This window comes from Mesorhizobium sp. M7A.F.Ca.MR.362.00.0.0, from assembly GCF_004023175.1.
Taxonomy (GTDB): Bacteria; Pseudomonadota; Alphaproteobacteria; order Rhizobiales; family Rhizobiaceae; genus Mesorhizobium.
This window is the reverse complement of sequence record NZ_RZTF01000048.1, coordinates 1-25763: the sequence shown is the minus strand read 5'-3', so window position 1 is coordinate 25763 and position 25763 is coordinate 1. Positions and strand designations below refer to the sequence as shown.

General features: G+C 61.3%; 24 protein-coding genes. 8 read left to right on the top strand and 16 right to left on the bottom strand.

What is annotated here, in order from left to right; genetic code table 11:
- Positions 1–95: 95 nt before the first annotated feature.
- The 4 genes from betA to betI are packed head-to-tail and all read right to left on the bottom strand — an operon-like array spanning position 96 to position 4858.
- Positions 96–1748, bottom strand: coding sequence for a choline dehydrogenase (gene betA, locus EOC06_RS09465; protein WP_128307592.1), 1653 nt, complete (start codon positions 1746–1748; stop codon positions 96–98).
- Complete coding sequence (locus EOC06_RS09460) at positions 1741–2742, bottom strand: threonine/serine dehydratase (protein ID WP_128307591.1); 1002 nt, start codon at positions 2740–2742, stop codon at positions 1741–1743. Before EOC06_RS09460 ends, betA begins: the two co-directional genes overlap by 8 nt.
- Positions 2742–4271, bottom strand: a complete 1530-nt coding sequence (gene betC, locus EOC06_RS09455; protein WP_127380077.1) for a choline-sulfatase — start codon at positions 4269–4271, stop codon at positions 2742–2744. The genes EOC06_RS09460 and betC overlap by 1 nt, the downstream gene beginning before the upstream one ends.
- Positions 4268–4858 (bottom strand): transcriptional regulator BetI, encoded by a 591-nt coding sequence (gene betI / locus EOC06_RS09450; protein ID WP_128307590.1) that lies wholly within the window; start codon positions 4856–4858, stop codon positions 4268–4270. The genes betC and betI overlap by 4 nt, the downstream gene beginning before the upstream one ends.
- A 203-nt stretch (positions 4859–5061) precedes the next feature.
- Here betI and EOC06_RS09445 point away from each other — a divergent pair, with 203 nt between their 5' ends.
- Both EOC06_RS09445 and EOC06_RS09440 read left to right on the top strand, forming a co-directional pair.
- Positions 5062–6228, top strand: a complete 1167-nt coding sequence (locus tag EOC06_RS09445) for an acetyl-CoA acetyltransferase (RefSeq protein WP_128307589.1) — start codon at positions 5062–5064, stop codon at positions 6226–6228.
- A 25-nt stretch (positions 6229–6253) separates the two neighbouring features.
- The gene (locus tag EOC06_RS09440; protein ID WP_128307588.1) at positions 6254–7258 is read left to right on the top strand and encodes an asparaginase; all 1005 of its coding nucleotides are present in this window, start codon (positions 6254–6256) and stop codon (positions 7256–7258) included.
- Here EOC06_RS09440 and EOC06_RS09435 read toward each other — a convergent pair.
- Positions 7251–8627 carry a TIGR03808 family TAT-translocated repetitive protein gene (locus tag EOC06_RS09435; protein ID WP_128307587.1) on the bottom strand — a complete coding sequence of 459 codons (1377 nt, stop codon included), beginning with the start codon at positions 8625–8627 and terminating at the stop codon, positions 7251–7253. The genes EOC06_RS09440 and EOC06_RS09435 overlap by 8 nt on opposite strands.
- Positions 8628–8748: 121 nt before the next feature.
- Between EOC06_RS09435 and greA the strand changes: the two genes are divergently transcribed.
- Complete coding sequence (gene greA, locus EOC06_RS09430; RefSeq protein WP_128307586.1) at positions 8749–9222, top strand: transcription elongation factor GreA; 474 nt, start codon at positions 8749–8751, stop codon at positions 9220–9222.
- Here greA and EOC06_RS09425 read toward each other — a convergent pair.
- The 4 genes from EOC06_RS09425 to EOC06_RS09410 all read right to left on the bottom strand — a co-directional run bounded on the left by EOC06_RS09425 (position 9219) and on the right by EOC06_RS09410 (position 13459).
- On the bottom strand, positions 9219–9608 hold the full coding sequence (locus EOC06_RS09425; RefSeq protein WP_127319079.1) for a type II toxin-antitoxin system death-on-curing family toxin: 390 nt from the start codon (positions 9606–9608) through the stop codon (positions 9219–9221). The genes greA and EOC06_RS09425 overlap by 4 nt on opposite strands.
- Positions 9605–9826 (bottom strand): AbrB/MazE/SpoVT family DNA-binding domain-containing protein, encoded by a 222-nt coding sequence (locus tag EOC06_RS09420; protein ID WP_127269970.1) that lies wholly within the window; start codon positions 9824–9826, stop codon positions 9605–9607. The genes EOC06_RS09425 and EOC06_RS09420 overlap by 4 nt, the downstream gene beginning before the upstream one ends.
- A gap of 70 nt (positions 9827–9896) precedes the next feature.
- Positions 9897–12020 (bottom strand): methylmalonyl-CoA mutase, encoded by a 2124-nt coding sequence (gene scpA / locus EOC06_RS09415; RefSeq protein WP_128307585.1) that lies wholly within the window; start codon positions 12018–12020, stop codon positions 9897–9899.
- A complete protein-coding gene (locus EOC06_RS09410) occupies positions 12017–13459 on the bottom strand; it encodes a methylmalonyl-CoA mutase subunit beta (RefSeq protein ID WP_128307584.1) in 1443 nt (480 codons plus the stop codon). The genes scpA and EOC06_RS09410 overlap by 4 nt, the downstream gene beginning before the upstream one ends.
- A gap of 347 nt (positions 13460–13806) precedes the next feature.
- On the opposite strand from EOC06_RS09410, the gene EOC06_RS09405 reads away from it, so the two are divergent.
- On the top strand, positions 13807–15354 hold the full coding sequence (locus EOC06_RS09405) for a helicase HerA-like C-terminal domain-containing protein (RefSeq protein WP_127327181.1): 1548 nt from the start codon (positions 13807–13809) through the stop codon (positions 15352–15354).
- 89 nt (positions 15355–15443) lie between these two features.
- On the opposite strand, the gene EOC06_RS09400 is transcribed toward EOC06_RS09405, so the two are convergent.
- The 5 genes from EOC06_RS09400 to EOC06_RS09380 form a co-directional block, all read right to left on the bottom strand.
- Complete coding sequence (locus EOC06_RS09400) at positions 15444–15920, bottom strand: nuclear transport factor 2 family protein (protein ID WP_245469431.1); 477 nt, start codon at positions 15918–15920, stop codon at positions 15444–15446.
- A 57-nt stretch (positions 15921–15977) separates the two neighbouring features.
- On the bottom strand, positions 15978–16766 hold the full coding sequence (attM, locus tag EOC06_RS09395; protein ID WP_127268346.1) for an N-acyl homoserine lactonase AttM: 789 nt from the start codon (positions 16764–16766) through the stop codon (positions 15978–15980).
- Positions 16763–18361, bottom strand: a complete 1599-nt coding sequence (locus EOC06_RS09390) for a sugar ABC transporter ATP-binding protein (protein WP_245469430.1) — start codon at positions 18359–18361, stop codon at positions 16763–16765. Before EOC06_RS09390 ends, attM begins: the two co-directional genes overlap by 4 nt.
- On the bottom strand, positions 18318–19358 hold the full coding sequence (locus EOC06_RS09385) for an ABC transporter permease (RefSeq protein WP_245466276.1): 1041 nt from the start codon (positions 19356–19358) through the stop codon (positions 18318–18320). Before EOC06_RS09385 ends, EOC06_RS09390 begins: the two co-directional genes overlap by 44 nt.
- Before the next feature lie 167 nt (positions 19359–19525).
- Positions 19526–20629: a substrate-binding domain-containing protein gene (locus EOC06_RS09380; protein WP_127269964.1), complete on the bottom strand. Its 1104-nt coding sequence runs from the start codon at positions 20627–20629 to the stop codon at positions 19526–19528.
- A gap of 282 nt (positions 20630–20911) precedes the next feature.
- Between EOC06_RS09380 and EOC06_RS09375 the strand changes: the two genes are divergently transcribed.
- Entirely contained in the window at positions 20912–21622 is a 711-nt protein-coding gene (locus EOC06_RS09375) for a FadR/GntR family transcriptional regulator (RefSeq protein WP_127269962.1), read from the top strand.
- A gap of 159 nt (positions 21623–21781) precedes the next feature.
- Here EOC06_RS09375 and EOC06_RS09370 read toward each other — a convergent pair whose 3' ends face one another.
- Both EOC06_RS09370 and EOC06_RS09365 read right to left on the bottom strand, forming a co-directional pair.
- Positions 21782–22606, bottom strand: a complete 825-nt coding sequence (locus EOC06_RS09370) for a L,D-transpeptidase (protein WP_127269960.1) — start codon at positions 22604–22606, stop codon at positions 21782–21784.
- Between the two features lie 170 nt (positions 22607–22776).
- On the bottom strand, positions 22777–23439 hold the full coding sequence (locus EOC06_RS09365; protein ID WP_027035819.1) for a haloacid dehalogenase type II: 663 nt from the start codon (positions 23437–23439) through the stop codon (positions 22777–22779).
- Positions 23440–23596: 157 nt separating this feature from the next.
- On the opposite strand from EOC06_RS09365, the gene EOC06_RS09360 reads away from it, so the two are divergent.
- The 3 genes from EOC06_RS09360 to EOC06_RS09350 all read left to right on the top strand — a co-directional run.
- Positions 23597–24475, top strand: coding sequence for a branched-chain amino acid aminotransferase (locus EOC06_RS09360; protein WP_127269956.1), 879 nt, complete (start codon positions 23597–23599; stop codon positions 24473–24475).
- Positions 24476–24581: 106 nt separating this feature from the next.
- Positions 24582–25181, top strand: coding sequence for a superoxide dismutase (locus EOC06_RS09355; RefSeq protein ID WP_128307583.1), 600 nt, complete (start codon positions 24582–24584; stop codon positions 25179–25181).
- A gap of 157 nt (positions 25182–25338) precedes the next feature.
- Positions 25339–25763 (top strand): cytochrome c (locus EOC06_RS09350; RefSeq protein ID WP_127328083.1); only part of this gene is annotated, 425 nt, incomplete at its 3' end.

The following is a 25763-nucleotide window of genomic DNA, read 5'->3' as shown; positions in this document are numbered from 1 at the left end:
TCCGTTGACATAGTGCGATGCCGTGGGCTGGGCGCGCATGGGAGGTCTCCAAATCGTCTTCGCGGCATGCATGATCGTGCAGTCACGATCATGCTCTATCTGTCCGACGCCTGCCAGCGCGGATTGATCCATGGTTCCTGGTTGGACGGCGCCAGCGGTGTCCGGCCAAGGATGTGATCGGAAGCCTTCTCCCCGGTCATGATCGATGGCGCATTGAGATTGCCGTTGGTGACGCGCGGGAAGATCGAGGAATCGGCGACCCGCAATCCTTCGACGCCAATGACCCGGCATTCCGGATCGACGACGCTCATCATGTCGTCGGCGCGGCCCATCTTGCAAGTGCCGCAAGGATGGTAGGCGCTCTCGGCATGATCGCGGATGAAGATGTCGAGCTCGTCGTCCGACTGAATGTGGCTGCCCGGAGAGATTTCCTTGCCCCGATAGGGGTCGAACGCCGACTGCCCGAAGATCTCGCGCGTCAGCCTGATGCAGTGGCGGAACTCCTCCCAATCGTCTGGATGCGACATGTAGTTGAAGCGGATCATCGGCTTGGATTTCGGGTCCGGCGAACGCAGCGTCACCGAACCGCGCGACTTCGAGCGCATCGGTCCGACATGCGCCTGGAAGCCGTGCGATTTCGCAGCCGCCTTGCCATCATAGCGGACTGCCGCCGGGATGAAATGGTACTGGATATCGGGGTAGTCGACGCCGGCGCGCGAGCGCACGAAGGCTGCCGCTTCGAAGTGGTTGGTGGCGCCAAGCCCGGTCTTGAGGAACAACCACTGCGCTCCGATGAGTGCTTTCGAGAACGGGTTCAGCACCGAATTGAGCGTGATCGGCAGCAATGATTCCTGCTGGATGTAGAGCTCCATATGATCCTGCAGATTGCGGCCGACACCGGGCCGGTCGGCCACCACCGGAATGCCGTTTTCGCGCAAATGCTCGGCCGGGCCGATGCCGGACAGCATCAGTATCTTGGGCGAATTGATCGACGATGCGGCGACGATCACCTCACGTCGCGCCTTAACGACCTGAATCTGTTTGTGAGCTTCGATCTCGACGCCGATGGCGCGTTGATTCTCGATAATCACGCGCCGCGCAAAGCCCTTGACCAGACTCACATTTTTGCGCTTCAGCGCCGGCTTCAGATAGGCCGATGCCGCCGACCAGCGGCGACCGCCGCTGATGGTCTGCTCCATCGGCCCAAAACCTTCCTGCTTGGAACCATTGTAGTCTTCGGTCAGTTCGAACCCGGCCTGGCGACCAGCCTCGACAAAGGCGCCATAGAGCGGATTTTTACGCGAGCCGCGCTGCACATGCAGCGGCCCGCCGTGGCCGCGCCAGCCATCCTCGCCGCCGTCCGAATCTTCCATACGCTTGAAATAGGGGAGCACGTCGGCGAAGCCCCAGCCGGCCGCACCCTCTTCGGCCCAATGGTCGAAATCGCGGGCGTGGCCGCGCACATAGACCATGCCGTTGATCGAGGACGAGCCGCCGATAACCTTGCCGCGCGGTGTCGCCAGCACGCGGCCGCCGAGATGCGGTTCCGGCTCGCTGGCAAAACCCCAGTCGTAGAGGCTCATGTTGAGTGGGATCGACAGCGCCGACGGCATCTGGATCAGCGGCCCGATATCGCTGCCGCCGAATTCGATGACGATGACCGAATGCTTGCCGTCTTCAGACAGGCGATAGGCCATGGCCGAGCCGGCCGAGCCGGAGCCGATGATGACGAAATCTGCTTCAAGCATGGTTCATATGCGCCATGAAATCGGCGAGCGAGACATTGCCGCCGGTAGCCACAACAAGGGCGGTCTTGCCCCTCACATCCACCTTGACGCCGAGCAGTGCGGCGAGCGAGGCAGCACCAGACGGCTCCAGCACCAGCTTCATGCGCTCGAAGGCGATCCGCATGGCGCTGCGCACCGATTGGTCGTCGACGGTGATGCCGCGAACACCGGCGGTCTTGACTGCCGCGAAAGGCGCGTCGCCCGGCCGTCGCGACATCAGCCCGTCGCAGATCGACTTCGGCCCGATCGGCATCGTCTCGATGCTGCCATGTGCCAGCGACGAGCCCATGCCGTTGAAACCTTCAGGTTCGACGCCGATGATCTCAGTGGCGGGCGACAGATAGTGGAAGGCGAGCGAAACGCCGCCGATCAGCCCACCGCCACCGACCGAGCAGAACAAAAGATCGGCGCTGGCGCCTTTGGCTTCGAGTTGGTCAAGCGCTTCGAGGCCGGCGCCCGCCTGGCCGGCAACGATCTCCGGATCGTCAAATGGATGCAGCAGGGCCAAGCCTTCGGTCTCGGCGATCTCGCGTGCCTTGGCGGCGGCGACTTCCTCACGCGCGCGTTCGCCATGGTCGGTCAGCACGACGCGGGCGCCATAGCCGGCCGTAGCATCACGCTTGGCGGCCGGTGCGTCGATCGGCATGACGATGGTGACGGGAATGCCGAGCGCCTGGCCGGCAGCCGCCAGCCCTTGCGCGAAATTGCCGGAGGAGTAGGCGACGACGCCTTTCCTGGCCTCATCAGTGGAAAGCTGCTTCAGGCGCCAATAGGCGCCGCGCACCTTGAACGATCCGGCCCATTGCAGCGATTCCGGCTTGATGAAGACGCGGGCCGCACCCGTCTCGCGGGCCAGTGCCGCCGATTCCAGCAGCGGTGTGATCTGCGTCGCCCTGGAGGTGACGGCATAGGCCTGCTTGAGGTGGTCGAGGGAGGGGACGAGAAGGTCTGACATCATTCGCCTCGCGGATACCTTTTGCTCTCTTCGAGATTGTCGAGGTTCATGTGATTGCGCATGTAACGCTCGGACGCTTTTTGCAGCGGCTGGAAATCCCAGGGGTAATAGGCGCCGTTGCGCAGCGCCGGATAGACGACCCAGCGGCGCGCCTGGTTTTCGCGGACAGCGGCGTCGAAGCCGGCCATGTCCCAGCGCGCCTGGACCTTGTCCATGAATGCCGCCACCAGGCCCGCATTGGCCGCGTCGTCGGCCAGATTGTCCCGTTCGAGCGGATCGGCTTCGAGATCGAACAGTTGCGGCGGATCGAGTTCACAATGGACGAATTTGTATCTGCCGTCGCGGATCGCAACCAAGGGCGCGTTGGACCCTTCGGCCGCATATTCCATCAGCACCGGCGCGGTGCGCTCAATACCCTTGGTGAGCGGCAGCAGCGACTGGCCGTCGGTCCACGGCGCGATTGCAGCGATGTCGATGCCGGCGAGGTCGCAAAGCGTCGGCGCCACGTCAAGATTGGAAACCGGCGTCTCGATCAGCCCGGCGTGAACGCCCTTGCCGGCAATCATCAGCGGCACGCGCGCCGAGCCCTCGAAGAAGCTCATCTTGAACCATAGGCCGCGCTCGCCGAGCATGTCGCCGTGGTCCGAGCAGAACAGGATGATTGTGTCGTCGGCCATGCGGGTGCGCTCGAGAACATCCAGGATCTCGCCCAGCTTGTCGTCGACATAGGAGATGTTGGCGAAATAGCCCTGCCGCGAACGACGCACCTGTTCCGGCGTGATCTCGAAGGAAGGATAATCGCTGGCGTGGTACAGCCGCCGGGAATGCGCATCCTGCTCGTCATGCGCGATGAACCCGGTTTCCGGATCCAGCGCCTGGCAATGCTCATAGAGATCCCAATACTGCTTGCGCGCGACATAGGGATCGTGCGGGTGCGACAGCGAGACGGTGAGGCACCATGGCCGATGGCTCGCATCGTCCTGTTCGCGCGAAAGCTGATAGAGCTTCTGTGTGGCTAGGAACACGACCTCGTCGTCATACTCCATCTGGTTGGTGATCTCGGCAACGCCGGCGCCGGTCACCGAGCCCAGATTGTGATACCACCAGTCGATACGCTCGCCGGGCTTGCGGTAGTCCGGCGTCCAGCCGAAATCGGCAGGGTAGATGTCGGTCGTCAGCCGTTCCTCGAAACCGTGCAACTGGTCCGGCCCGACGAAATGCATCTTGCCCGACAGGCAGGTGTAGTAGCCGGCGGCGCGCAGATGATGGGCGAAGGTCGGGATCGATGAGGCGAATTCGGCGGCGTTGTCATAGACGCCGGTGCGCGACGGCAATTGCCCGCTCATGAACGAGGCACGGCCCGGTGCGCAGAGCGGCGACGCCGTATAGTTGTTGGCAAAGCGCGCCGAACGCGCAGCCAACGCTTTCAGATGCGGTGTGTGCAGAAAATCCGCCGGGCCGTCCGGAAACAAGGTTCCGTTGAGCTGGTCGACCATGACGATCAGAAAATTGGGTCGCTTCGTTGTCACTGTTTGCGCCGCTCGCCAAGTTTTGTTTCGAGATAGTCCTCGACCAGCGCGATTGCGGTCGCGGCATCAGGCACGCCGTCTTTCAGCGCCCGCCTGATGTAGAGCCCGTCGATCATCGCCGCAGTCGCTTCGGCGGCGCGGTCGGCCTCGGCCCTGGGCAGGATGCCGACAAGCCCGCTCATCAGGTTCGAGTGCAGCCGCCGCGCATAGACCCTGAGCAGCCGGCGCAAGGCCGATGATTTCTGCGCCTCGACATAGAAGGCGAGCCAGGCGGCGATGGTTTCCGGCTGGAACTGGATGTCGGAGAAGTTGACGGCGACCACCGCCGAAACGCGCTGGCGCGCGGTACCAGTCGATTGAAGGGCGCGTCGCATGTCGATGGTCAGTTCGGCCAGGATGTGCCGCATCGTCGCCAGCAACAACTCGTCCTTGGCGCCGAAATAGTGATGGGCAAGAGCCGACGAAACCCCGGCGCGTCCGGCGATCTCGGACATGGTGACGTCGAGCGAGCCGCGCTCGCCGATCGCCGAGATCGTCGCGTCGATCAGCGCCTTGCGGCGCAGCGGTTCCATTCCGACTTTCGGCATCTCGCGATGATCCTTTGAGAAAACAGGATTATTTTTTATTGACGCGTCAATCAACAAAAAAATCGACCGCGATCTTGGCTGTACCAAGCGATTGTCCGCCTCCCGCCCTTCACGAAGTGGGCAGGATTGTTTATATTTGAACAATAAAGGCGAAATGCGCCGTGAGCCCACATGTTAGGCTGGCGCCAAGGATGGAGACCGCCATGACCGCATGCATCGTTGGCTGGGCGCATTCGCGCTTCGGCAAGCTCGAGGGCGAAACACTCGAAAACCTCATCGTCAAGGTGGCAACGGACGCGCTCGACCATGCCGGCATCGGTCCCGACGAGGTCGACGAGATCGTGCTCGGCCATTTCAACGCAGGCTTTTCGGCGCAGGATTTCACCGCCAGCCTGGTGCTTCAGGCCGACGACCGGCTGCGCTTCAAGCCGGCGACGCGTGTCGAGAACGCTTGCGCCACCGGATCGGCGGCGGTCAGGCAAGGTATCCGGGCCATCGACGCCAATGCCGCCCGCATCGTGCTGGTGGTCGGCGCCGAGCAGATGACGACGACGTCCGGTCCCGAAATCGGCAAGAACCTGCTCAAGGCGTCCTACCTGCCCGAAGATGGCGACACGCCGGCGGGTTTCGCCGGCGTCTTCGGCAAGATCGCGCAGGCCTATTTTCAGCGCTACGGCGACCAGTCGGATGCGCTGGCCATGATTGCCGCCAAGAACCACAAGAACGGCGTCGACAATCCCTATGCCCAGATGCGCAAGGATTTCGGCTATGAGTTCTGCCGCCAGGAGAGCGAGAAGAACCCCTTCGTTGCCGGCCCGCTGAAGCGCACCGACTGCTCGCTGGTCTCCGACGGTGCCGCCGCCCTTATCCTTGCCGATACCGCCACCGCGCTGAAGATGCGCCGTGCCGTTGCCTTCCGCGCCAACGAGCATGTGCAGGATTTCCTGCCGATGTCGAAGCGCGACATCCTGACCTTCGAAGGCTGCGAACAGGCCTGGAACCGGGCGTTGAAATCGGCCGGCGTGACGCTCGACGATCTGTCCTTCGTCGAAACGCATGACTGCTTCACCATTGCCGAACTGATCGAGTACGAGGCGATGGGCCTTGCCAAGCCGGGAGAGGGGGCGAAGCTGGCGCTGGACGGCACAACGGCCAAGGATGGTCGCCTGCCGGTCAATCCATCCGGCGGGCTGAAGGCCAAGGGCCATCCGATCGGCGCCACGGGCGTGTCGATGCATGTCTTGACCGCCATGCAGCTTGTCGGCGAGGCCGGCGGCATCCAGGTGCCGGGCGCAAAACTTGGCGGCATCTTCAATATGGGCGGTGCGGCGGTCGCCAACTACGTTTCCATTCTCGACCGGATCAGATAAACCGCCCGCATTTACGGGAGGGTTCATGACAAATCCGGTTCTGATCGAAGTGTTGCGCGGCGCGATCGTCGAGAGCGCGCATCGCGGCTCGGTCGCGGTCTTCGATGGCGACGGCAAGCCCGTCTGGGAGATCGGCGACACGGCCAAGCCGGTGTTTCCGCGCTCGGCGGTCAAGGCGATCCAGGCACTGCCGTTGGTCGAAAGCGGGGCGGCCGATGCCTATGGCTTCGGCAACCGCGAACTGGCGCTTGCCTGTGCGTCCCACTCGGGCGAGCCGGCCCATGTCGAACTGGCGCGATCCATGCTGGCCAAGGCCGGGCTGGACGGTTCAGCGCTCGAATGCGGCACGCATTGGCCGTCCAATCATGACGCCGAGATTGCGCTCGCCCGCGCCGGCGGCTCGCCGAACGCATTGCACAACAATTGCTCCGGCAAGCATTCCGGCTTCCTCTGCACCTGCGTCCACGCCGGCATTGCGCATCGCGGCTATGTCAAGCCGGGACACGGCCTGCAGGAGATGGTGCGCGACGCCATGCAGTCGGTCACGGGCGCTGTCCATGGCGCGGACCAGCGGGCCATCGATGGCTGTTCGATCCCAACCTATGCGGTGCCGCTCAGGAGCTTCGCGCTCGGCTTTGCCCGCATGGCCACGACATCAGGCTTTGGCCCAGAGCGAGCCAAGGCTGCAAAGCGGCTGCTTTCCGCCTGCATGGCTGAGCCGTTCTTCGTGGCCGGCACCGGTCGCGAAGACGTCGCGCTGATGGAGGCCGCACCAGGGCGGATCTTTACGAAAGGCGGCGCCGAAGGCGTCCATTGTGCCGCAATTCCGGAACTTGGCCTCGGCATCGCACTCAAATGCGACGATGGTGCCGGCCGCGCCGGCGAAGCCATGGTTGCCGCCGTCCTTGCCAAACTGTTGCGTGCCGACGAGGTCTTGGCGGCGAAGCTGCTCGAATTGGCAAACACGCCCATCGAAAACCGCAACGGTGCCAAGGTCGGAGCGCTGAGGCCGGCAGCAGCCCTCAACTGACGTGATTGCGCTCGACGGTCAGATGCGCGTAGCCGCTACCGTTTGACGAGGCGAGGTCGCCTGTCGCGGGCTCCGCCCAGCGCTGGCCGACAACCGCACCGTTCAGTGCGCCGTCGATGACATTGTCTGAAATGACCGCCGTGCCGGCACCCTCGACCACGGACACGACGATACCGGTTCCGGCCTTGCGGATGATGTTGCCCGTAGCGACGACATTGCGCAGGTAGGGACCCCAGCCGATCTGCATGCCATAAAGCGGCGCGTTCTCGATGACGTTGTTGGAAACGGTGGTGTCGGCCTCAACGCCGATGCCGACGCCAAATCCCGGCGAGTCGGCGGGGTAGGGGCCGCTGGTCGACAGATTGCGCACGATGTTGCCGGAGCAGACGCCCATGCGGCCGCCTTCGTTGAAATTGACGATCGAGATGCCGTTGGAGGCGCCGTCGACAATGTTGTTGCTGATGATGGCGCCTTCGAACGAGAACTCGGAATAGACCGCCGTTTCGCCCGAACGCGAGCAGGTGTTGCCCGATATCTGCAGGTTGCTGGCGCTGTTGGCGCGGATCGCCGAAAAGGCGCAGTCCGAGACGATGTTGCCCGAGATGACGACATTGCCGGCGCGAAAGGCATTGATGCCGTTGCCGTTCTGCCCGGTTCCGCCGCTGCGTGCCTGGATCCCTTGGACGCGGTTGCCGGTGACAATGGTGCCGTCTTCCGCCACCTGCCAGCGATGCACGAGGATGCCGCCATTGGCGCAATCGGAGACGGTGTTATCAGTGATAGATAGCCCGCCAGCCTCGACCGAATAGATGCCGGCATTGGCGGCGCCCGATATCTCGCTGCGCTCGACCCGGCCCGCCGCGTGTTCCAGCGCCAGTCCGTTCTTGCCGCTGCCGGTGATCTGGCAATTGTCGATGGCGAGGTGCGCGATACGGCGCAGATCGAGCAGCCCTTGCGTGTAATCGCCCATCGTGCGGTTAGAACCATCGAAGACCAGCCCGCTAAGTTCGATATGGTCGGCCTGCTCAGTCATGAACAGGTGGCCGTCACCGCCATAGACGATGCGCGTCGCGCCCGGCACGCCGGAAAGACGTACGCGGCCGGGCAGCGAAAGATTGGAGACGACATAGGTGCCGGGCGGCAGGAATATCGGCATGTCGCGGCTGTTTGCGTCACGCAGCAGTTTGGCGAAGGCCTTGCTCTGATCGTCTGATGTGCCGGGCTGCACGCCGAGTTCGGTGGCATTGATCGAGCCGCGCATCGAGGCTTTCTCGATGCCGGTCAGATTGGCAGTGGCCGCCTTGCCGAGCGCAAGGCCCATGACGGCGAAGCCGGCGGTTCCGGTCAGCAGCGTTCGTCTGTTCAACATCGGCACAGAATCCCAGCGTTCAGCCTTGGCGTCGCAGGAATCGTGCCAGACGCTCTGCCTCTCCTCTCGACGGAAGCGACAATGGCTTGTCGAGCAGCCTCTGCGGGCCTAAGTTCAGGCAATGAGCAGAGCTTTCACCCGCGAGGAAGACAGCGAAAATGCCATCGCCGGCGTCGGTGAGCGGCCGGTCAGCCACCATCGCAATCTGGTGACGGAACGCGGCCTGGCGCAGATCGAGGAGAATCTGGCCGATCTGCGCGACATATTGGCAAAAGCCGAACGCAAAGCCGACCGCGAGCGCATCGCGGTCGTGTCGCGCGACCTGCGCTATTGGACCGCCCGGCGTGAAAGCGCCGAACTCTCCGTACCGGAGCCGGGCAGTAACCTTGTGCGCTTCGGCATGGGCGTCACGATCGAGAGCAATGACGGCAGGAAGGTGCACTGGAAGATCGTCGGCGAGGACGAGGCAGATCCGGCCAAGGGCACGATTTCCCATGTGTCACCGATGGCTGTCGCCCTGTTCGGCAAGAAGGTCGGCGACTTGGCCAGCGTCAACGGCAAGGAATGGGAAATCGTCAAGCTCTCCGAGAGCTAATCCTCGATCTTGACGACATGGTCGCGGAAGAACGCCGCGGCTCCGGCTTCATCGATCTCGCCTGAAGCAAGGGCCATGACGAATTCGTAGAGCGTGCCGTTGTCGGCTGTCAGGACATGGCCGTTCACGATCAAAAATGCACCGGCTGCAACTATGGCCGTGCGCTTGTTGCCGTCGACAAAGGCATGATTTCTTGCGATGCCGAAGACATAGGCGGCTGCTAGGTCTTCAACCGAAGGGTTTTCGTAGTTGGCCTTGTTCTCGGCACGCGCGAGCGCAGATTCGAGAGCATTTTCATCTCTCAAACCTTGAGCACCGCCATGCCTGCGCAACTGCTCGGCATGCATCGCTTCAACCGCACGCCGGGTAAGGAACTCCCAGCTCATTCGGCGAGCTTCTGAAGCGCGACCTTGTATTTGTCCATGACCTTGCGAGCAGCTTCCATCTGCCGCTCGAAACTGTCGTCCATCGGCTCAAGGGCAATGCCCTTGTCCGTTTCGACGATCTGGAGCTGATCACCTGTCTTCATGTTCAGACGATCGAGCAGATCCTTGGGCAGGATCACACCTTCCGAATTGCCGATCTTGCGAATGGTCGTGTTCATGACAGATATCCTGTTGCAACGCCGATTATAACTCGACCGGCGAGAAGTTGCAACAGATATTATAACAAGCCTAGCGGACCGCCAGCAGCCGGTCCAGCAGCCGATCCGCCGCCTCCGGAATAACAGTTCCCGGCGGGAAGATCTCGGCAGCGCCGGCCTGTCGCACCGCGTCATAGTCTTGCGGTGGGATGACGCCGCCGGCGACGATCAGCATGTCGCCGCAGCCGAGCTTTTTCAGCGCGTCGCGCAGTTCGGGGATCAGCGTCAGATGTCCCGCCGCCAGCGACGAGGCGCCGACGAGGTGGACGTCCTGTGCGACCGCCAGCTTGGCGATCTCCTCCGGTGTCTGGAACATCGCGCCGACGGTGACGTCGAAGCCGAGATCGGCGAAGGCCGTGGCGATGACCTTCTGGCCACGGTCGTGGCCGTCCTGACCCATCTTGGCGACCAGGATGCGCGGCTTGCCGCCGGTCTTCTTCTCGAAGGCGTCAAGCTTGTCCTGCAGCCCGTCGACCACGGGATGATCGCCAAGCGCCTTGCGATAGACCCCGGAAATGGTCTGTACCGTGGCGACGTGGCGCCCAAACGCCCTTTCCAACGCGAATGAAATCTCGCCGACGGTGGCATTGGCGCGCGCGGCTCGGATGGCGAATTCCAGCAGGTTTTCATTGCCTTGCGCGGCACGGGTCAGCTCATCGAGCGCGCTTTCGACGGCGCCGACGTCGCGCGTGCCCTTCAGCCGTTGCAGTTTCGACAATTGCCGCGCCCGGACCTCTGCATTGTCGATCTTCAGCACGTCGACCTCGATGTCGGTCTCGGGCCGATGGGCGTTGACGCCGACCAGCATCTGCTCGCCGGAATCGATGCGCGCCTGCGTGCGTGCGGCGGCTTCCTCTATGCGAAGCTTGGGAATGCCCTGTTCGGTCGCTGCGGCCATGCCGCCGAGCGCCTCGACCTCCTCGATATGGGCAAGAGCGCGCGCCGCCAGATCATGCGTCAGCCGTTCGAGATAGGCCGAACCGCCCCACGGGTCGATGATGCGCGTGGTGCCGGATTCCTTTTGCAGGATGAGCTGGGTGTTGCGGGCGATCCGCGCCGAGTGCTCGGTCGGCAGCGCCATCGCCTCGTCGAAGGAATTGGTGTGCAGCGACTGGGTGTGGCCCTGCGTTGCAGCCATTGCCTCGATCATGGTGCGGACAATGTTGTTGTAGGGATCCTGCGCTGTCAGCGACCAGCCAGAAGTCTGGCAATGGGTGCGCAGCGACAGCGAGCGCTCGTCCTTGGGCGAAAAATTCTTCTGCATCAGGGTCGCCCACAACAGGCGCGCGGCCCGCAGCTTGGCGACTTCCATGAAGAAATTCATGCCGATGGCCCAGAAGAAGGACAGGCGAGGCGCAAAGCGGTCGATGTCGAGGCCCGCCGCGACGCCGGCGCGGGCATATTCGATGCCATCGGCGATCGTGTAGGCGAGCTCAAGGTCGGCCGTCGCGCCGGCCTCCTGCATGTGATAGCCGGAGATCGATATCGAATTGAACTTCGGCATGTTCTTCGATGTGTATGAGAAGATGTCCGACACGATCCGCATCGAAGGCTTTGGCGGATAGATGTAGGTGTTGCGGACCATGAACTCCTTCAAAATGTCGTTCTGAATGGTCCCGGCGAGATCCCTCTGTGCAACGCCCTGTTCTTCCGCGGCGACGATGTAAAGCGCCATGATCGGCAGCACCGCGCCGTTCATCGTCATCGATACCGTCATCTCGTCGAGCGGAATGCCGTCGAAGAGCTGCCGCATGTCGAGGATGGAATCGATGGCGACGCCCGCCATGCCGACATCGCCGGCAACGCGCGGGTGGTCGCTGTCATAGCCGCGATGCGTGGCGAGATCGAAGGCGACCGACAGCCCCTTCTGGCCGGCGGCAAGGTTGCGCCGGTAAAAGGCGTTGGAATCTTCGGCGGTCGAGAAACCGGCATATTGCCGGATCGTCCAGGGCTGCTGGACATACATGGTCGGGTAGGGGCCGCGCACGAAGGGCGGCAGGCCGGGATAGGTGTCGAGATGCGGCAGCCCCTTGAGATCGCTTTGATTGTACAGATGCTTGGCAATGAGCCCTTCCGGCGTGGTCCGCTGGCCTTTGACCTCGACAGGCGTGCGGCGTGGCGGGACCCAGCCGATCTGGCCGAAGTCCGGGATCAAGAGCCGGCTCCGATCGATTGGTCGATGCGGACTGGAAACAGCGGCTCGCAGACGGCAACGCCTTCGGTGAAGGCCGGCCGCCGTTCCGCCGCCAGCGTCTCGACCGGACGTTCGTCTTTCGATGGATAGAGCGTGGTGCCGATGATGGCCCGTTGGCCTGCGCGGTAGGCTGCATTGCGCTGCTCCGCCGCTGCGTGGACGCGCTTCTGGATGTGTCCGTCCTGAAGGCTGGACAGGACACCGCCCTCGGCTTCGATCGTCTGCAACTCCGCCCAGGCCAGTTCGCACAATTCCGCGGTCAGCGCTTCCACAGCGCCGGAACCATAGGCGGGATCGGTGACATGATCGATATGGCTTTCATTGGCCATGATCAGCTGCGTGTTGCGGGCAACACGACGGGCAAAACCCGCCGGCAGACCGTGCGCGATCGTGTGCGGCAAGATGGAGATCGAATCGGCGCCGCCGCACGCCGCGGCAAAGCATGCAATGGTGGTGCGCAGGATGTTGGTCTCCGGGTCCATCGCCGTCATCATGCGAAACGACGTCTCGGCATGGATACTGGCCGTGGATGTCGGGATCGAACAAGCCTCCTGCACCCGCGCCCAGAGCCTGCGCAGCGCCCGCATCTTGGCTATCGACAGCAACTGGTCCTGGTCGACGCTGAGTGCAAAACCGATATGAGGTGCGGCATAGACAAGCGGCTGCCGCGCCGTCTCGAACATTCTGAGGTAGGAGACAGCCGAAGCCAGCATGATGCCAAGTTCCTGCGCTTCCGTGGCGCCGGCATTGTGGAACACGCGCCCGTCAGCTTCCAGCAGCACGCCCGGAACGCCCATCGCGAAGAAATGCGCCAGCGACTGCGGCATGGAGGCCCGCAGCGCCTCGATCGACATGCGCAGCCGACCGGTTCCCGCAAAGATCGCTGCTGGATCGATGCCGAAGGAGAGGTTGAGTTTCGCCGGGTCCGACCGCCGCTTGCTCAGGAAAGCGACCAGCCAGTCGGCCACGGCGCGGCTCCAGGGATGGGCGTCGATGCGAACCTGGATGCGGTTGAGCGGTATGCCGTCAAGCACCGCCTCCAGCGCCTCCGCTGTTCTCGGCAAGCCGTAGCCGAACGCGTTCGGCGCCCCCTCGAAGACCAGCGACAATCCCGTGGCACCCTGTGCCACATCCTCCAGCGCTTGGCTTTTGGCGCGGTTGGTGTCGGGATCGTCGACCCGCTGGCTGACGATCCATGGCGATTTCGGGTGTGCGCGTACGATCGGTTCCGCCGCGGTGCTGCGGTCGTAGAGCGGTTCGATACGGATGTTGTCGTCGCTGTGCGAGACCAGCCTTTCCTCGAAGGAAGCGCCTGCCAAAGCCTTTTCCGCCAAGGCGAGCCATCGCTGACGCTCGATGTTTTCGGGTTCCACGTCCTGGATCAAGGCTCCGGCGCCCATCCGTCCTCCTCGTTTCATGCGGCCGCACCGGCCGGGAGCGGTGCAGTCTACGGTCCCTGGTCCGATATCGCAATGCAATGCGCTTCCAGAGACCGGATTCGATCCATCAGATATAGGTCAATCCGCGTGGACGACGATTGCCAAACAGCGGCAAAATCCGCAAGCTCCAAAAACCCGATTTGAACGAATGGGGCGATTTGGGCGAATGGCCCGGACTTGGGCGAATGGCCCGGATTTGGACGAATGGCCCCGATTTGGACGAATGGCATTGTCGCTGTGCAATGGCCTCACTATACCTGCGGCAAGGCCACTGGCTTTAGACACATCAGTTTGCGGAGACCGGACATATGGCTGACGACACCAGTATTTTCATCGGCGCCAGCCGCAAGCCCGACGACAGCTATCAGCGTGCCGAGCAACTGTTGCTACGATATGGGAATCGTCACGGCCTGGTGACCGGCGCCACCGGTACCGGCAAAACCGTCACCTTGCAGATCCTGGCCGAAGGATTTTCCAACGCCGGCGTGCCTGTGTTCTGCGCCGACATCAAGGGGGATCTGTCGGGCATCGCGATGATGGGCACGGCACAGGATTTCCTCGTCAAGCGGGCCGAACAGGTCAAGCTCGATCCTTATAACTTCCAGGAATTCCCCGTCATCTTCTGGGACTTGTTCGGCGAACAGGGTCATCCGATCCGCGCCACGGTCTCGGAAATGGGGCCGTTGTTGCTGTCGCGCCTGATGAACCTGACCGAGGCGCAGGAAGGCATCATGAACATCGCCTTCCGCCTGGCTGACGAGGAAGGTCTGCTGCTGCTCGACATGAAGGACCTGCAGGCGCTCTTGGCCAACATCGCCGAGCGTGCCGACGAGATCGGCTCGCGCTACGGCAACGTGACGAAGCCATCGGTCGGGGCGATCCAGCGCACGCTGCTGGTCCTGGAGCAACAGGGAGCCGCAAATTTCTTCGGCGAACCGGCACTGCGTATCGCCGATATCATGCGCACCACCCGCGACGGACGCGGCGCCATCAGCGTGCTTGCCGCCGACAAGCTGATGATGAATCCGCGGCTCTACGCGACCTTCCTGCTATGGCTGATGTCGGAACTCTTCGAGGTGCTGCCGGAAGTCGGCGACCCCGACAAGCCGAAGCTGGTGTTCTTTTTCGACGAGGCGCATCTTCTGTTCGACGAAGCACCCAAGGTGCTGATCGATCGCGTCGAACAAGTGGTCCGACTGATCCGCTCGAAGGGCGTCGGCGTCTATTTCGTCACGCAGAACCCGTTGGATATCCCTGAAAAAGTCCTGGCCCAGCTCGGCAATCGCGTCCAGCACGCGCTGCGCGCCTATACGCCGCGTGAGCAGCAGGCAGTCCGGACGGCGGCCGAAACGTTCCGGCCAAATCCTGATTTCGACTGCATGACCGCCATCACACAGCTTGCCACTGGCGAGGCGCTGGTCTCGACGTTGGAGGCCAAGGGTGTTCCGTCCATGGTGCAGCGGACACTGATCCGCCCGCCATCCTCGCGGCTTGGACCGATAACGGCCGCCGAGCGACAAAAGCTGATCCAGGAAAGCCCGGTCGCCGGCCAGTACGATCAGGCCGTCGATCGCGAATCGGCTTTCGAAATGCTGCAAAAAAAGGCCAAGGACGCGCAGGATGCCGAAGAGCAGGCCCAGCAGGCCGGCAGCGGCGGCTCGCGCTGGACCATTCCGGGCTTCGGCAATGACGATCCCGCGCCGCAATCCGGTGGCAGGCGCACATCTGCACCGCGCCCGTCCAACCGCCAGACTGTGGCCGAGGCGGCGATCAAGTCGGTGGTGCGCTCGGTTGGCTCGTCGGTCGGCCGGGCAATCGTGCGCGGGATATTGGGGAGTCTGTCGAGGGGCAGGTAAGGAGCGGCAGCTATGCGCCACCCGTCGCGCGAGTAGAACCCCCGTTGCTCAGCGCGGTTCCTGGCGAGCCTCGCCACTGTCCGTAGACTTTATTTATCCCGGATCAGCTCAGAGAAATGGTGCAAATAAATCTGCCAGTCACCATTGATTCTTGAAACAACGAACGAAGTCCTGACCCTATTTTTTACGACAGAGCCGTCACGATAGTAATTAATGATATCGCCAAACCCTTGCGCCGCGAACAGACCTCGACTCAACGATCTCGTATTCTGGTCGACAAGCGTTAAATTCACTTTTTCTAGTATGAGTTGATAGCTTCCAAAATACTCCTCTATTTCAGATCGTCCGACGTACAACCTAGGCAGTAGACCGAAAAAAAGAGCGTCCTGCGTATAAATCTGGGAGAGCAATTTCTTATCCCATGGCGCGGAGGCCTCGTTCCAGCGCTGCTGGATTTGATCGAGAGCAGCCTTGTGCATCTGGTAAATACTCTCGTGCAACCCGCCACGCGTACCGCGCCGCCTTGTTGAGGCGGTCCGCGCGCGCAACTGATTTTGAAGGACCATTTTGGTTTTTAGCGGTGCGGCCGGCGATCTTCCGCCGGCCGCATATTTCAGCGGAACCTAGTCATAGTATTCCGCCGGAGCTTTCTTGAACTTCTTCCAGGTTTCCATGTCGTGGCCTGGCACGACAATCGCGTTTTCTTTCTCGGCGATGCGCCGCAGCCTTCTGACGGAAGCAGCGGCTTCCTGCGCGGACGTCAGCGCGCCGGGCAGGCATTTCTCTTCCCAGTGATCCATCGTGTAAGCGGCGTCGATTGCGAGAAGGATCGAACCGGTGTTGGGCAGCCGTACCATGATGGACTGGTGGCCGGGGGTGTGTCCCGGAGACAGGAAAGTCTGCACGCTGCCATCGCCGAAAACATCATACTGGTCCTCGCCCTCCATCACGTCCCAGTTGATGCCATCCTTGGTCAGATCCTTCTTGATATAGCCGCCTTGCATGAACCAGTCGGCGGCGAACGCCCATGCAATCTCCCGCCGCTGCACAAGATGGCGGGCTTTTGGGAAATTGCCGCAGGCGCCGGAGTGATCGAGATGCAAATGCGAATGCAGCACGAACTTGATATCGTCGGGCTTCATTCCGATCTTGCCGAGTTGGTTCACGCAGCCCTCTTCGGGATCCATGATAGGATAGTATTTCTTGGTGGTGTCGCCCCACCAGCCAACCGGATCACGCGCTGCTTCAACCGCTGTGCCGCCGTCGATAACGATGTTTCCCTTGGGATGGACGATTAGGTACCAGGGGATTGGGGTGAAGAACTCGTCCTGGCTGTAGCCAAGCTTGATATCGACCTCCTTCTGTCGAATCTGCCCAGTCTGGAACATGTAGAGCCTGATATCCGTGCTCATCTGCTTTCCTCTTCTGTTGAACGGGTGACGTGCGGCGGCGACGCCGTGTGTCGCGACTTGCCGCTCAGGGTGACGGCCAGAAGGTCGTCATATGTCCAGCTCTTTTTCGGTGCCTCCGCGACGCAGTTGCCGTCATGGATGACCATGATCCGATCGGCGAGCGCGAGCATTTCGTTCAGGGACGACGAAATGAGCAGGACTGCGGCGCCATCGCGGGCAAGTTGCAGTATGATATCGTAGATTTCCTTGATCGCACCGACATCGACGCCGTTGGTCGGCTCCACGATGATATAGACGGTGGCTTTCGCACTCATCCATTTGCCGATGACCAGCTTCTGTTGATTGCCACCGGAGAAGAAGCGCACCTGCGTGGAGGAAGCGCGTGGGCGCACCGCAAGCTGGTCCAGCACGGCTTCTGCATATCTTTTCATGGTGCCGGGCCGGATCATCAAAAAACGTTGCAACGAATGCAGGACCGGCAGGCAGATGTTTTCGGCAGCCGAGAGTGCGGGAAAAAGGGCTTGTTTGCGCCGGTCCTCGGGGATCAGCGCGATGCCTGAACGACGTGCAGCGATCGGGGTGGCCAGATTGACCGCTTTGCCCCGCACCTTTGCCGTGCCGGAATGCCGGCTGATGCCGCCAAGCGCCCGTGCGACATCTTCCATCCCGCCGCCAACGGGACCGGTGAAGCCCAGCACCTCTCCGGCTTGTATCTTGAAGCTGAGGGGCGCCAACTGCGCCGTGCCGAGGCCAGCAACCTCAACCAGGACTTCTGGACGGACGCTGTTGCCATCATTGTAGGTCGCAAGCTCAGAGCGGCTGCGGTCCACCATGAGTTCAGTAACGCGGTCTTCGGTGACCTCGCCACGATTAAGGGTTCCGGAAACAAGTCCCCCCCGAAGGATCGTGGCGCGGTCGCAGATCTGCTGGACCTCTCGAAGCCGATGGGAGATGTAAACGATGGCTATCCCCTGCGCTTTGAAGCCATCGACGATCCGAAAAAGAACTTCCGATTCCGCTGCCGAAAGGCGAGCTGTCGGCTCATCAAGAACGATCAGTTTGTAGCGCCGATGGAACAAGGTCGCCAAGGTGACGAGTTGCATCTCGGCTGCGGACAGTGCGCCGGCAAGCCGCCGCACGTCGAGCTCGATGCCCATTTGCGACAGAATCTCCGCAGCTTCGTCATGGATCGCCCGGTCGCTTATACCGATCCTCCCAGGCTCATTGCCGAGAAGGATATTTTGCCCAACCGTGAAGCTGGATACCAGTTCTGCGTCCTGATAGACCGCTCCGAGGCCCAGCCGATGGGCTTCCGGCGGGCTGGAAACCCTGACCGGTGACCCTTCAAGGAAAATCTCACCGGCGCTCGGGGCATAGACACCCGTCAAGATTTTGATGAGGGTCGACTTGCCCGCTCCGTTTTCACCAAGCAGGCCGTGCACCTCGCCGCGCAGAAAGCTAAGGCTTACGCCCTTCAACGCTTTGGTGCCGGCGAACTCCTTCTCGAGATTCCTCAGTTCAACCAGTGGTGTCGCGTTCATCGCCGTCACCTCAGATAAACTTGAGATGGACTTCTTCACGGTTGAGAAGCGCATTTGCTCCAACCGCGACGATGAGCACCAGTCCCTGGAAGATGTGGCGGGCGGCAAAGGGGAAGCCGACCATATTCATCCCGGAATCCACCATATACAGGAAAAAGACGCCAACGAGAGTGCCAAACAGATGTGGCTTGCCCTTTCCGAGCACGGTTGCGCCAAGGAACACCGCGGCGAAGGCCTCGAGGAGGTAGCCCTCGCCACCGACCGGTTGCGCCGAGGATGAGATAGCGGTCACGATCACGCCCGCAATCCCCGACATCAATGCCGAAAGCACGAATGCGAGGATGACCCATCGATAAACGTTGATCCCGGAGTAGAACGCCGCCATCGGATTGTCGCCGACCGCCGCGATGTAGTGGCCGATCCGTGTCCGCGCTGCGGCGATGAGGGCTACGATGAACACCGCTACCAGGATGATTACGGGCACGCCGACGATTCCGAGCTTACCCTGGCCGAGATAAAGGAATGCGGTTTCGTCGTAGCTAACAGGGACCTGATAACCGCCCGTGATAAAAACGTTGATCCCATCGAGCACGAACATCACACCAAGCGTGACGACAATGCCCGATAGCCGTCCATAGGTCACCAGAAGCCCGTTCACCACACCGATCAGGCATGCGGCAAGCAGAGCAAACACGATTGCAAGCCAAGGGCCGGTGATAGGGATCAGAAAGGCGACGAGGATTGATGACGTCGTCACTGTGAGACCGATCGAAAGGTCAAAGCTCCCCGCGATCACGACCCAGGTCAATCCCATAGAGACCAACGCACTGACGATCATCGAAAAGAGGATGTTGTTCAAGTTGGAAGCGGTGGCGAAGTAGGGCGAGGCTATGGAAAATCCAACGGCGGCCACGACCAGGACGATGATTGTTCCCCATTGCCTGAGAAACCGCATGACGGCGGGTTCGCGTCTTCCCGCTGGCACTGCGTTGACGGCAGTACCCTTGGCTGTGTTCGCCTTGGCAAGGCTTTCCTGCTCCACATGCGTCACTTTTTAGATTCCAGTCGTTCGTTGATCAGATGCAAGGGTACGGTTCAGTGCCACGCGATTGCCGTCACCAAATGGATTGGGTCCCGGCACCCTTCGGCACGAGTCGCATTCTGCTGAAAGCGGGGCATACGGCGGCAACGCTCTGCTCGCCGTATGCCAGTTCGCGTCTAGCCGCCGTACTGTTTCAGCAGGGCGATTGCCTGCTCGTCCCAGCTTTTGAGTTCGGCGAGAGCCTCGCTCGCCTGATCCGGCGTCTTGGTGATCACGGGGATGCGGTAGACGATATTTGGCACGTCCTCGCCTCGCGCGAGCTTAACCGCGAGTTCGCCGGTCTTGCGGCCGATTTCAGGGAAGGGCGAGTCGCAGCTGAAGACCACCGGCACCTGCTTGGCCGCCCAGGCTTCAAGGAACTGGGTCGACAGGTAGTGATTGAACAGCGGAACGTCGTCCCTGTTCATCTGTTTCAGCGCCTGCGCCGCGCCGAGCGTGAATGGCCACCACCACGAGATGAAGGCCGCAAGCGAACCAGGCTCCGGATGGGCCTGCAAAAGCGACAGCATGTTCTTACGGCCGACCGAAATCTCATCGGTCGTACCCTGGCCGCCGTCGATGAAGGGCAGCACCTTCATGCGCGGCTCGTAGCGGCACATGAGTTCGAACATGTCCACTTCCATGTCGAACGGCGTGAAATAACCACGCTGTTCCGCGGTCTGGGCGAAGGTGCCCTGGCGGCCGGTATAGTTCTGAACGAAGTAGCCGAGCGTGGTCGCAGTTCCCCAGACATCGTCCATGACGGCCGGTGAATTCTTGACCGGAATGGTGAAGCCGACCGTCTTGATGCCTCTCTTGTGCGCCTCGTCCGCAATATAGGCGGTTTCGGATTCTTGCGAGTAGATCCCCATCACAAGCGCGTCGATCCCGCGGTCGAGCAGCGCCCGCTCGGCGGACTGTTCGCTTGGCTTTGTCGGCTCGCCGCGAATCGTGACGACCTCGCCTCCGGCATCGAGCACCGCCTTGACGATCTGCCAGCAGCCACGGCGCCACGGCTGATTGAACGGCCCGTAGGTCAGCGGGACGCCAATGCGCACCTTCTTGCCGGCAGCGGGCGGCGTTATTTCCTCGGCGCTGGCAAGTATCGATGTGCTTGCAAGCGCCGCGCCGCCGATCAGACCGCCCACACTCTTCAGAAGAGTCCGGCGATTGAAGTCGGTGTATTCGGTGGCCTCTTGTGCAAGCCGGCGTAACCGTTGCGGATCATCAAAAATATTCATGCGCTTCCTCCCGTTTCTCTATCCGTTCTTGCGAAGACCCGACCGGTCCTCAGCGACTGAGCGTTCTCACGCTTCGGACCGTTGCCGACACGACATCCCAGCGTTCGCGCACCAGCAAGGCGTTGGTACCGCATGCCGCAGTTGCCAATGAACCATATTGCCAGGTTGCCTGACAAGTTAAATCTGCTATTCTCACAAAAGAAAATTCGCGGCAGCGTGGGTACAACAGAGCCACAACGGCTTAGATGTGCAGTCCGAAAGCGACGATGGTTGGAGCACCGTATGGTTTATGATGAAAAGGTTAGACGAGGACCTTCACTTGCCGATTCCGTAGCCTCGAGGATCAGGAGTGACATCACTTCGGGCGCACACGCCAAGGGCGACAAGCTGCCAACGGAGCACGAGCTATCGGAAAAATATGGTGTGAGCAGGCCGATCGTCAGGGAAGCAATCGGCATCCTCAAACGCGACGGACTCGTTGCAACCCGGCAGGGTCTAGGGGCGTTCGTAATCGAGACGAAGGAGATGGCGTTTCGATTGGCCGGTGTTGATCTGACCGATGCATTGGATGTTGAAAACATCATCGAGCTTCTGATGGCGGTGGAATCGGCTGCAACAGCTTTGGCTGCCGAACGGCGCTCAGCAAAGCAGCTTGCGGCGATTGAAATGCAATTACATGCCATCCAGCGGGCGTTCGACAACGATGAAGCCGGCGTTGAGGAGGATATGGCCTTTCACAGAGAGATCGTCGATGCCTGCGGCAATCCGCATTTCAAGGAAATGTCCAATTTCCTGGAGTCGCATGTACGGAATTTTATCCGAAAGGCTCGCGCCAGTTCGCTGCGAAATGCCCTACTCTCCCAAGTTCAGGAAGAGCATATCGCCATATTCAACGCGATCGCGGAGGGGAATCCACAAGAGGCTCGCAAAGCTGCGGAAAAGCACCTTCGAGGAGCTGCAAATCGACTGTCCTTGCATCTGGGACTGAAGTGAGCCCGTTCGCCTAAAGTGCGCTCCCCAGTGAGATCAGGGTGTGAACGTCCTGCACGGCGCGACGGCAATCTCTGCATGGTCCATGAAGGTTGCTACATTGGCGCCCGCTGAGGAACAGCTAAAGCTCCTCAGGGGCAAACCTCGTCACGCCCCCGCAGATCAGAAGATCGAATTGGTGATCGCCTTGACCGGTCCAAGCAGCACCGATCCGTCCGGCACGCCGGCGTCGATCGGGATCGCCTGTCGGTTGGCCGTCGCCACCATGGGTTGGCTGGCGTCGCTGGTCACGACGACAGGAGTCTTCGAGGGCACGCGATCATAGAGGTCGATAATGTCCTGGTTCATCAGACGCACGCAGCCTGACGAGACCGACTTGCCGATCGACCGCCACTCCGGCGAGCCGTGCAGACGATAGAGCGTGTCGACATTGCCCTGGAACAGATAGAGCGCGCGTGCGCCGAGCGGGTTCTTCAGGCCGCCGGGCATGCCGCCATTGTCGGCGCTATAGGGCTTCAATTCCGGCTGACGGGCGATCATTTCATCCGGCGGCGTCCACTTCGGCCATTTCTGCTTCCACTGAACGACGGCGTCGCCAGACCATTCGAAGCCGGCGCGGCCAAGGCCGACACCGTAGCGTATCGCCTGACCGCCTGGGCGAACCAGATAAAGGAAGTGGCCGGTGGTATCGACGACTATGGTTCCCGGCTTCTGTCCCGTCGGGTCGGGAACGATCTGACGCAGGAACTGCGGATCGATCTTGTCGACGGGGATGGCCGGCAAGTCGAAGCCGCCGTCGCTGACAGCGGCGTACATCGTCACATAATCGGCCAGAGGCGGCTCGACATAGGTTGGTGGCGGCGGCTCGACCGGACCCGGCCCGGTGGTAGCGCATGCGGAAACCGCGATCGAAGCGGCGCCCAGGGCTGCGGCGTTGAGAAAGCCGCGACGGCTCAGGCGAAAAGATTCGATTTCGGTAATGGACATGGTTGCCTTCTTTAAGTCTCAAATCGCAACAAAACGTGAATTCGCCGACAGTTGCGCGGGTGCCTGACAACACCTGGGACGATAGGCGGTTCCGATTCTGGCCCGAACGTGGGCAAACAAAGGCGAAGCTGTGACCAGGCTGCTACTGTGGCGCCAGAGACACAGGTTTCCTAGCTGCCGGGCACAAGGGCTTCGAGCGACGGCAGGATAAGGGCCGGTGGGAAATCCCGGTATTCTTCGGGCTGGTTGGAGCGGTTGATCCACACCGTGCGAAAACCGAATTTGGTGGCGCCTGCAATGTCCCAGCGATTGGAGGACTGGAAGGAAACCGCGCCGGGGTAGAGGCGCCAGCCGGTGGCGACCATATCGTAGACCGCCGGGTCGGTCTTGAAGCGCCGCACCCTATCGACGGAATAGATGTCATCCAGAACCTGGTCGAGCGCGGCGGACTTGACCGCCGCCTGCAGCATTTCGGGCGAGCCGTTGGACAGGATCGCCAGCCTCGCTCCCGAAGCCTTGAGCGCCTTGAGCACGGCCGGCACTTCCGGATAGCAATCCAGCCGCCAGTAGGCATCCAGCAATATCGCCTTGAGACCGGGGTCAGCCGAGGGAACTTTGCGCAAGGCGAAATCGAGCGCCTGTTCGGTCAGTTGCCAGAAATCGGCATAGGCGCCCATCAGCGTGCGCACCCAGGAATATTCGAGCTGCTTGGCGCGCCAGATCTCGGACAACAATTGGCCGTCCGGCCCGATCCGGTCGGCATGACGACGCACGGCGGCATGCACGTCGAACAGTGTGCCATAGGCGTCGAAGACATAGGCGGCGTATTGCATGACAACAGTTTTGAGGGCAGGTGCGACAAGGTGCAAGCTTTGATTGCATTGCGCCCCGGCACTGGCCTCAACAAAACTCCATGATGCCGGTTGACGGCGCCCGCCAAAGCATCTTCCAATGGCCGTCACACGAGACCGATTGAGGCGGGACCACACGATGACACTGGCGGCTGCGGCGCAATCCGCGACATGGACTTTCGTCGATGGTGATTGGCACGAGGGCAACGTCGCCATTCTGGGGCCGCGCAGCCACGCCATGTGGCTCGGCACCAGCGTGTTCGACGGTGGCCGCTGGTTCGAAGGCGTGGCGCCGGATCTCGACCTCCATGCCGCCAGGGTGAATTCTTCGGCGATCGCACTCGGCCTGAAGCCGAACATGAGCGCCGACAAGATCGTCGGGCTGACATGGGACGGGTTGAAGAAGTTCGACGGCAAGACGGCGGTCTATATCAGGCCGATGTACTGGGCCGAGCATGGCGGCTATATGGGCGTCCCGGCCGATCCGGCGTCTACCCGCTTTTGCCTTTGCCTCTATGAATCGCCGATGATTCCGGCGACTGGCTTTTCGGTGACCGTGTCGCCGTTCCGGCGTCCGACCATCGAAACCATGCCGACCAACGCCAAGGCCGGCTGCCTTTACCCCAACAACGGTCGGGCCATTCTCGAAGCCAAGATGCGCGGCTTCGACAACGCAATGGTGCTCGACATGCTGGGCAACGTTGCCGAGACCGGGACCTCGAACATCTTCCTGGTCAAGGACGGTCATGTCTTTACACCGGCGCCGAACGGCACCTTCCTGTCCGGCATCACCCGCTCGCGCACGATAACGCTGCTTGGCGAGTATGGGTTCAAGACCACGGAAAAGACGCTGTCGGTGCGCGATTTCCTCGAAGCGGACGAAATTTTTTCGACCGGGAACCATTCCAAGGTCGTGCCGGTCACGCGTATCGAGGATCGCAATCTGCAACCCGGGCCGGTGGCCAAAAAGGCGCGCGAACTCTATTGGGATTGGGCGCATTCGACTTCCGCTGCTTGAGCGGATAAAAAGGCGACCGACGCTTCATCCGGAGTTGTCCCAATCCATTCCAGACCTATCTTACTCCGGTATCGACACCGGATTTTTCCACGAGGGAGTACTATCCATGGCCTTTGAATTGCCCGCTCTGCCTTACGACTATGAGGCCCTGCAGCCTTACATGTCGAAAGAGACGCTGGAATATCACCACGACAAGCACCACAAGGCGTATGTCGATAACGGAAACAAGCTCGCCGCCGAGGCAGGCTTGGGTGATCTGTCGGTCGAAGAGGTGGTCAAGCAGTCGTTCGGCAAGAATGCCGGCCTCTTCAACAATGCCGCCCAGCACTACAACCATATCCATTTCTGGAAGTGGATGAAGAAAGGCGGCGGCGGCAACAAGCTGCCGGGCGCCTTGCAGAAGGCAGTTGATAGCGATCTCGGTGGCTATGACAAGTTCAAGGCCGACTTCATTGCCGCCGGCACGACCCAGTTCGGTTCCGGCTGGGCCTGGGTTTCCGTCAAGGATGGCGAGCTGGCGATCTCGAAGACGCCGAACGGCGAGAACCCGCTCGTCCATGGCGCGTCGCCGATCCTCGGCGTCGATGTCTGGGAGCATTCCTATTACATCGACTATCGCAACGCCCGGCCGAAATATCTCGAGGCGTTCGTCGACAGCCTGATCAACTGGGACCATGTCCTTGAATTGTACGAAAAGGCGAAGTGATCGATTTCCAGGAAGCCCCGGTATCACCCGGGGCTTTTCTTTTTCAGTGTCCCATAAAAAGCAAAGATCTGGCAAAAGTCGTCCGGGGAGGGAATTTTCCTCCTGCGGCATCCGTTAACGTCCTGTCCCGAAATGCCTTCATCATGGAGCCAATTGAATGAGAAAGCTTGTTATCGCCATCTCTATGCTCGCACTCGCGGCCTCGGCGGCTTTTGCCGACCCGGTCCTCGACCGGCAGGCACTGATGAAGGAACGTGGAAAGATCGTCGGCGGCCTGTCGAAAGTTGTCAAGGGCGAGGAGCCCTTTGATGCCGCGGCTGTGCTGACGCAACTTCAGGCGTTGCAGGCGAATGCGGAAAAATTTGATGCCGATGCGCTGTTTCCGGCCGGCAGCGACACCGGCGACACCACGGCCTCGCCGAAGATCTGGCAAGACATGGCTGGCTTCAACGCAGCCGAGGACAAATATCTCGCAGACGTGAAGGCCGCGGTCGCTGCGGCTCCCGCCGATGCCGACGCGCTGAAGGCGCAAGTCGGCGCTATCGGCTCGGATTGCGGCACCTGCCATCAAGGCTACAGAAT

Bases quoted from the DNA above. Each gene is read 5' to 3' on its own strand.
- betA (WP_128307592.1), bottom strand. From the start codon at position 1,748: ATGCTTGAAGCAGATTTCGTCATCATCGGCTCCGGCTCGGCCGGCTCG.
- EOC06_RS09460 (WP_128307591.1), bottom strand. From the start codon at position 2,742: ATGTCAGACCTTCTCGTCCCCTCCCTCGACCACCTCAAGCAGGCCTAT.
- betI (WP_128307590.1), bottom strand. From the start codon at position 4,858: ATGCCGAAAGTCGGAATGGAACCGCTGCGCCGCAAGGCGCTGATCGAC.
- EOC06_RS09445 (WP_128307589.1), top strand. From the start codon at position 5,062: ATGACCGCATGCATCGTTGGCTGGGCGCATTCGCGCTTCGGCAAGCTC.
- EOC06_RS09440 (WP_128307588.1), top strand. From the start codon at position 6,254: ATGACAAATCCGGTTCTGATCGAAGTGTTGCGCGGCGCGATCGTCGAG.
- EOC06_RS09435 (WP_128307587.1), bottom strand. From the start codon at position 8,627: ATGTTGAACAGACGAACGCTGCTGACCGGAACCGCCGGCTTCGCCGTC.
- greA (WP_128307586.1), top strand. From the start codon at position 8,749: ATGAGCAGAGCTTTCACCCGCGAGGAAGACAGCGAAAATGCCATCGCC.
- EOC06_RS09425 (WP_127319079.1), bottom strand. From the start codon at position 9,608: ATGAGCTGGGAGTTCCTTACCCGGCGTGCGGTTGAAGCGATGCATGCC.
- EOC06_RS09420 (WP_127269970.1), bottom strand. From the start codon at position 9,826: ATGAACACGACCATTCGCAAGATCGGCAATTCGGAAGGTGTGATCCTG.
- EOC06_RS09410 (WP_128307584.1), bottom strand. From the start codon at position 13,459: ATGGGCGCCGGAGCCTTGATCCAGGACGTGGAACCCGAAAACATCGAG.
- EOC06_RS09405 (WP_127327181.1), top strand. From the start codon at position 13,807: ATGGCTGACGACACCAGTATTTTCATCGGCGCCAGCCGCAAGCCCGAC.
- EOC06_RS09400 (WP_245469431.1), bottom strand. From the start codon at position 15,920: ATGGTCCTTCAAAATCAGTTGCGCGCGCGGACCGCCTCAACAAGGCGG.
- attM (WP_127268346.1), bottom strand. From the start codon at position 16,766: ATGAGCACGGATATCAGGCTCTACATGTTCCAGACTGGGCAGATTCGA.
- EOC06_RS09390 (WP_245469430.1), bottom strand. From the start codon at position 18,361: ATGCGCTTCTCAACCGTGAAGAAGTCCATCTCAAGTTTATCTGAGGTG.
- EOC06_RS09380 (WP_127269964.1), bottom strand. From the start codon at position 20,629: ATGAATATTTTTGATGATCCGCAACGGTTACGCCGGCTTGCACAAGAG.
- EOC06_RS09375 (WP_127269962.1), top strand. From the start codon at position 20,912: ATGGTTTATGATGAAAAGGTTAGACGAGGACCTTCACTTGCCGATTCC.
- EOC06_RS09370 (WP_127269960.1), bottom strand. From the start codon at position 22,606: ATGTCCATTACCGAAATCGAATCTTTTCGCCTGAGCCGTCGCGGCTTT.
- EOC06_RS09365 (WP_027035819.1), bottom strand. From the start codon at position 23,439: ATGCAATACGCCGCCTATGTCTTCGACGCCTATGGCACACTGTTCGAC.
- EOC06_RS09360 (WP_127269956.1), top strand. From the start codon at position 23,597: ATGACACTGGCGGCTGCGGCGCAATCCGCGACATGGACTTTCGTCGAT.
- EOC06_RS09355 (WP_128307583.1), top strand. From the start codon at position 24,582: ATGGCCTTTGAATTGCCCGCTCTGCCTTACGACTATGAGGCCCTGCAG.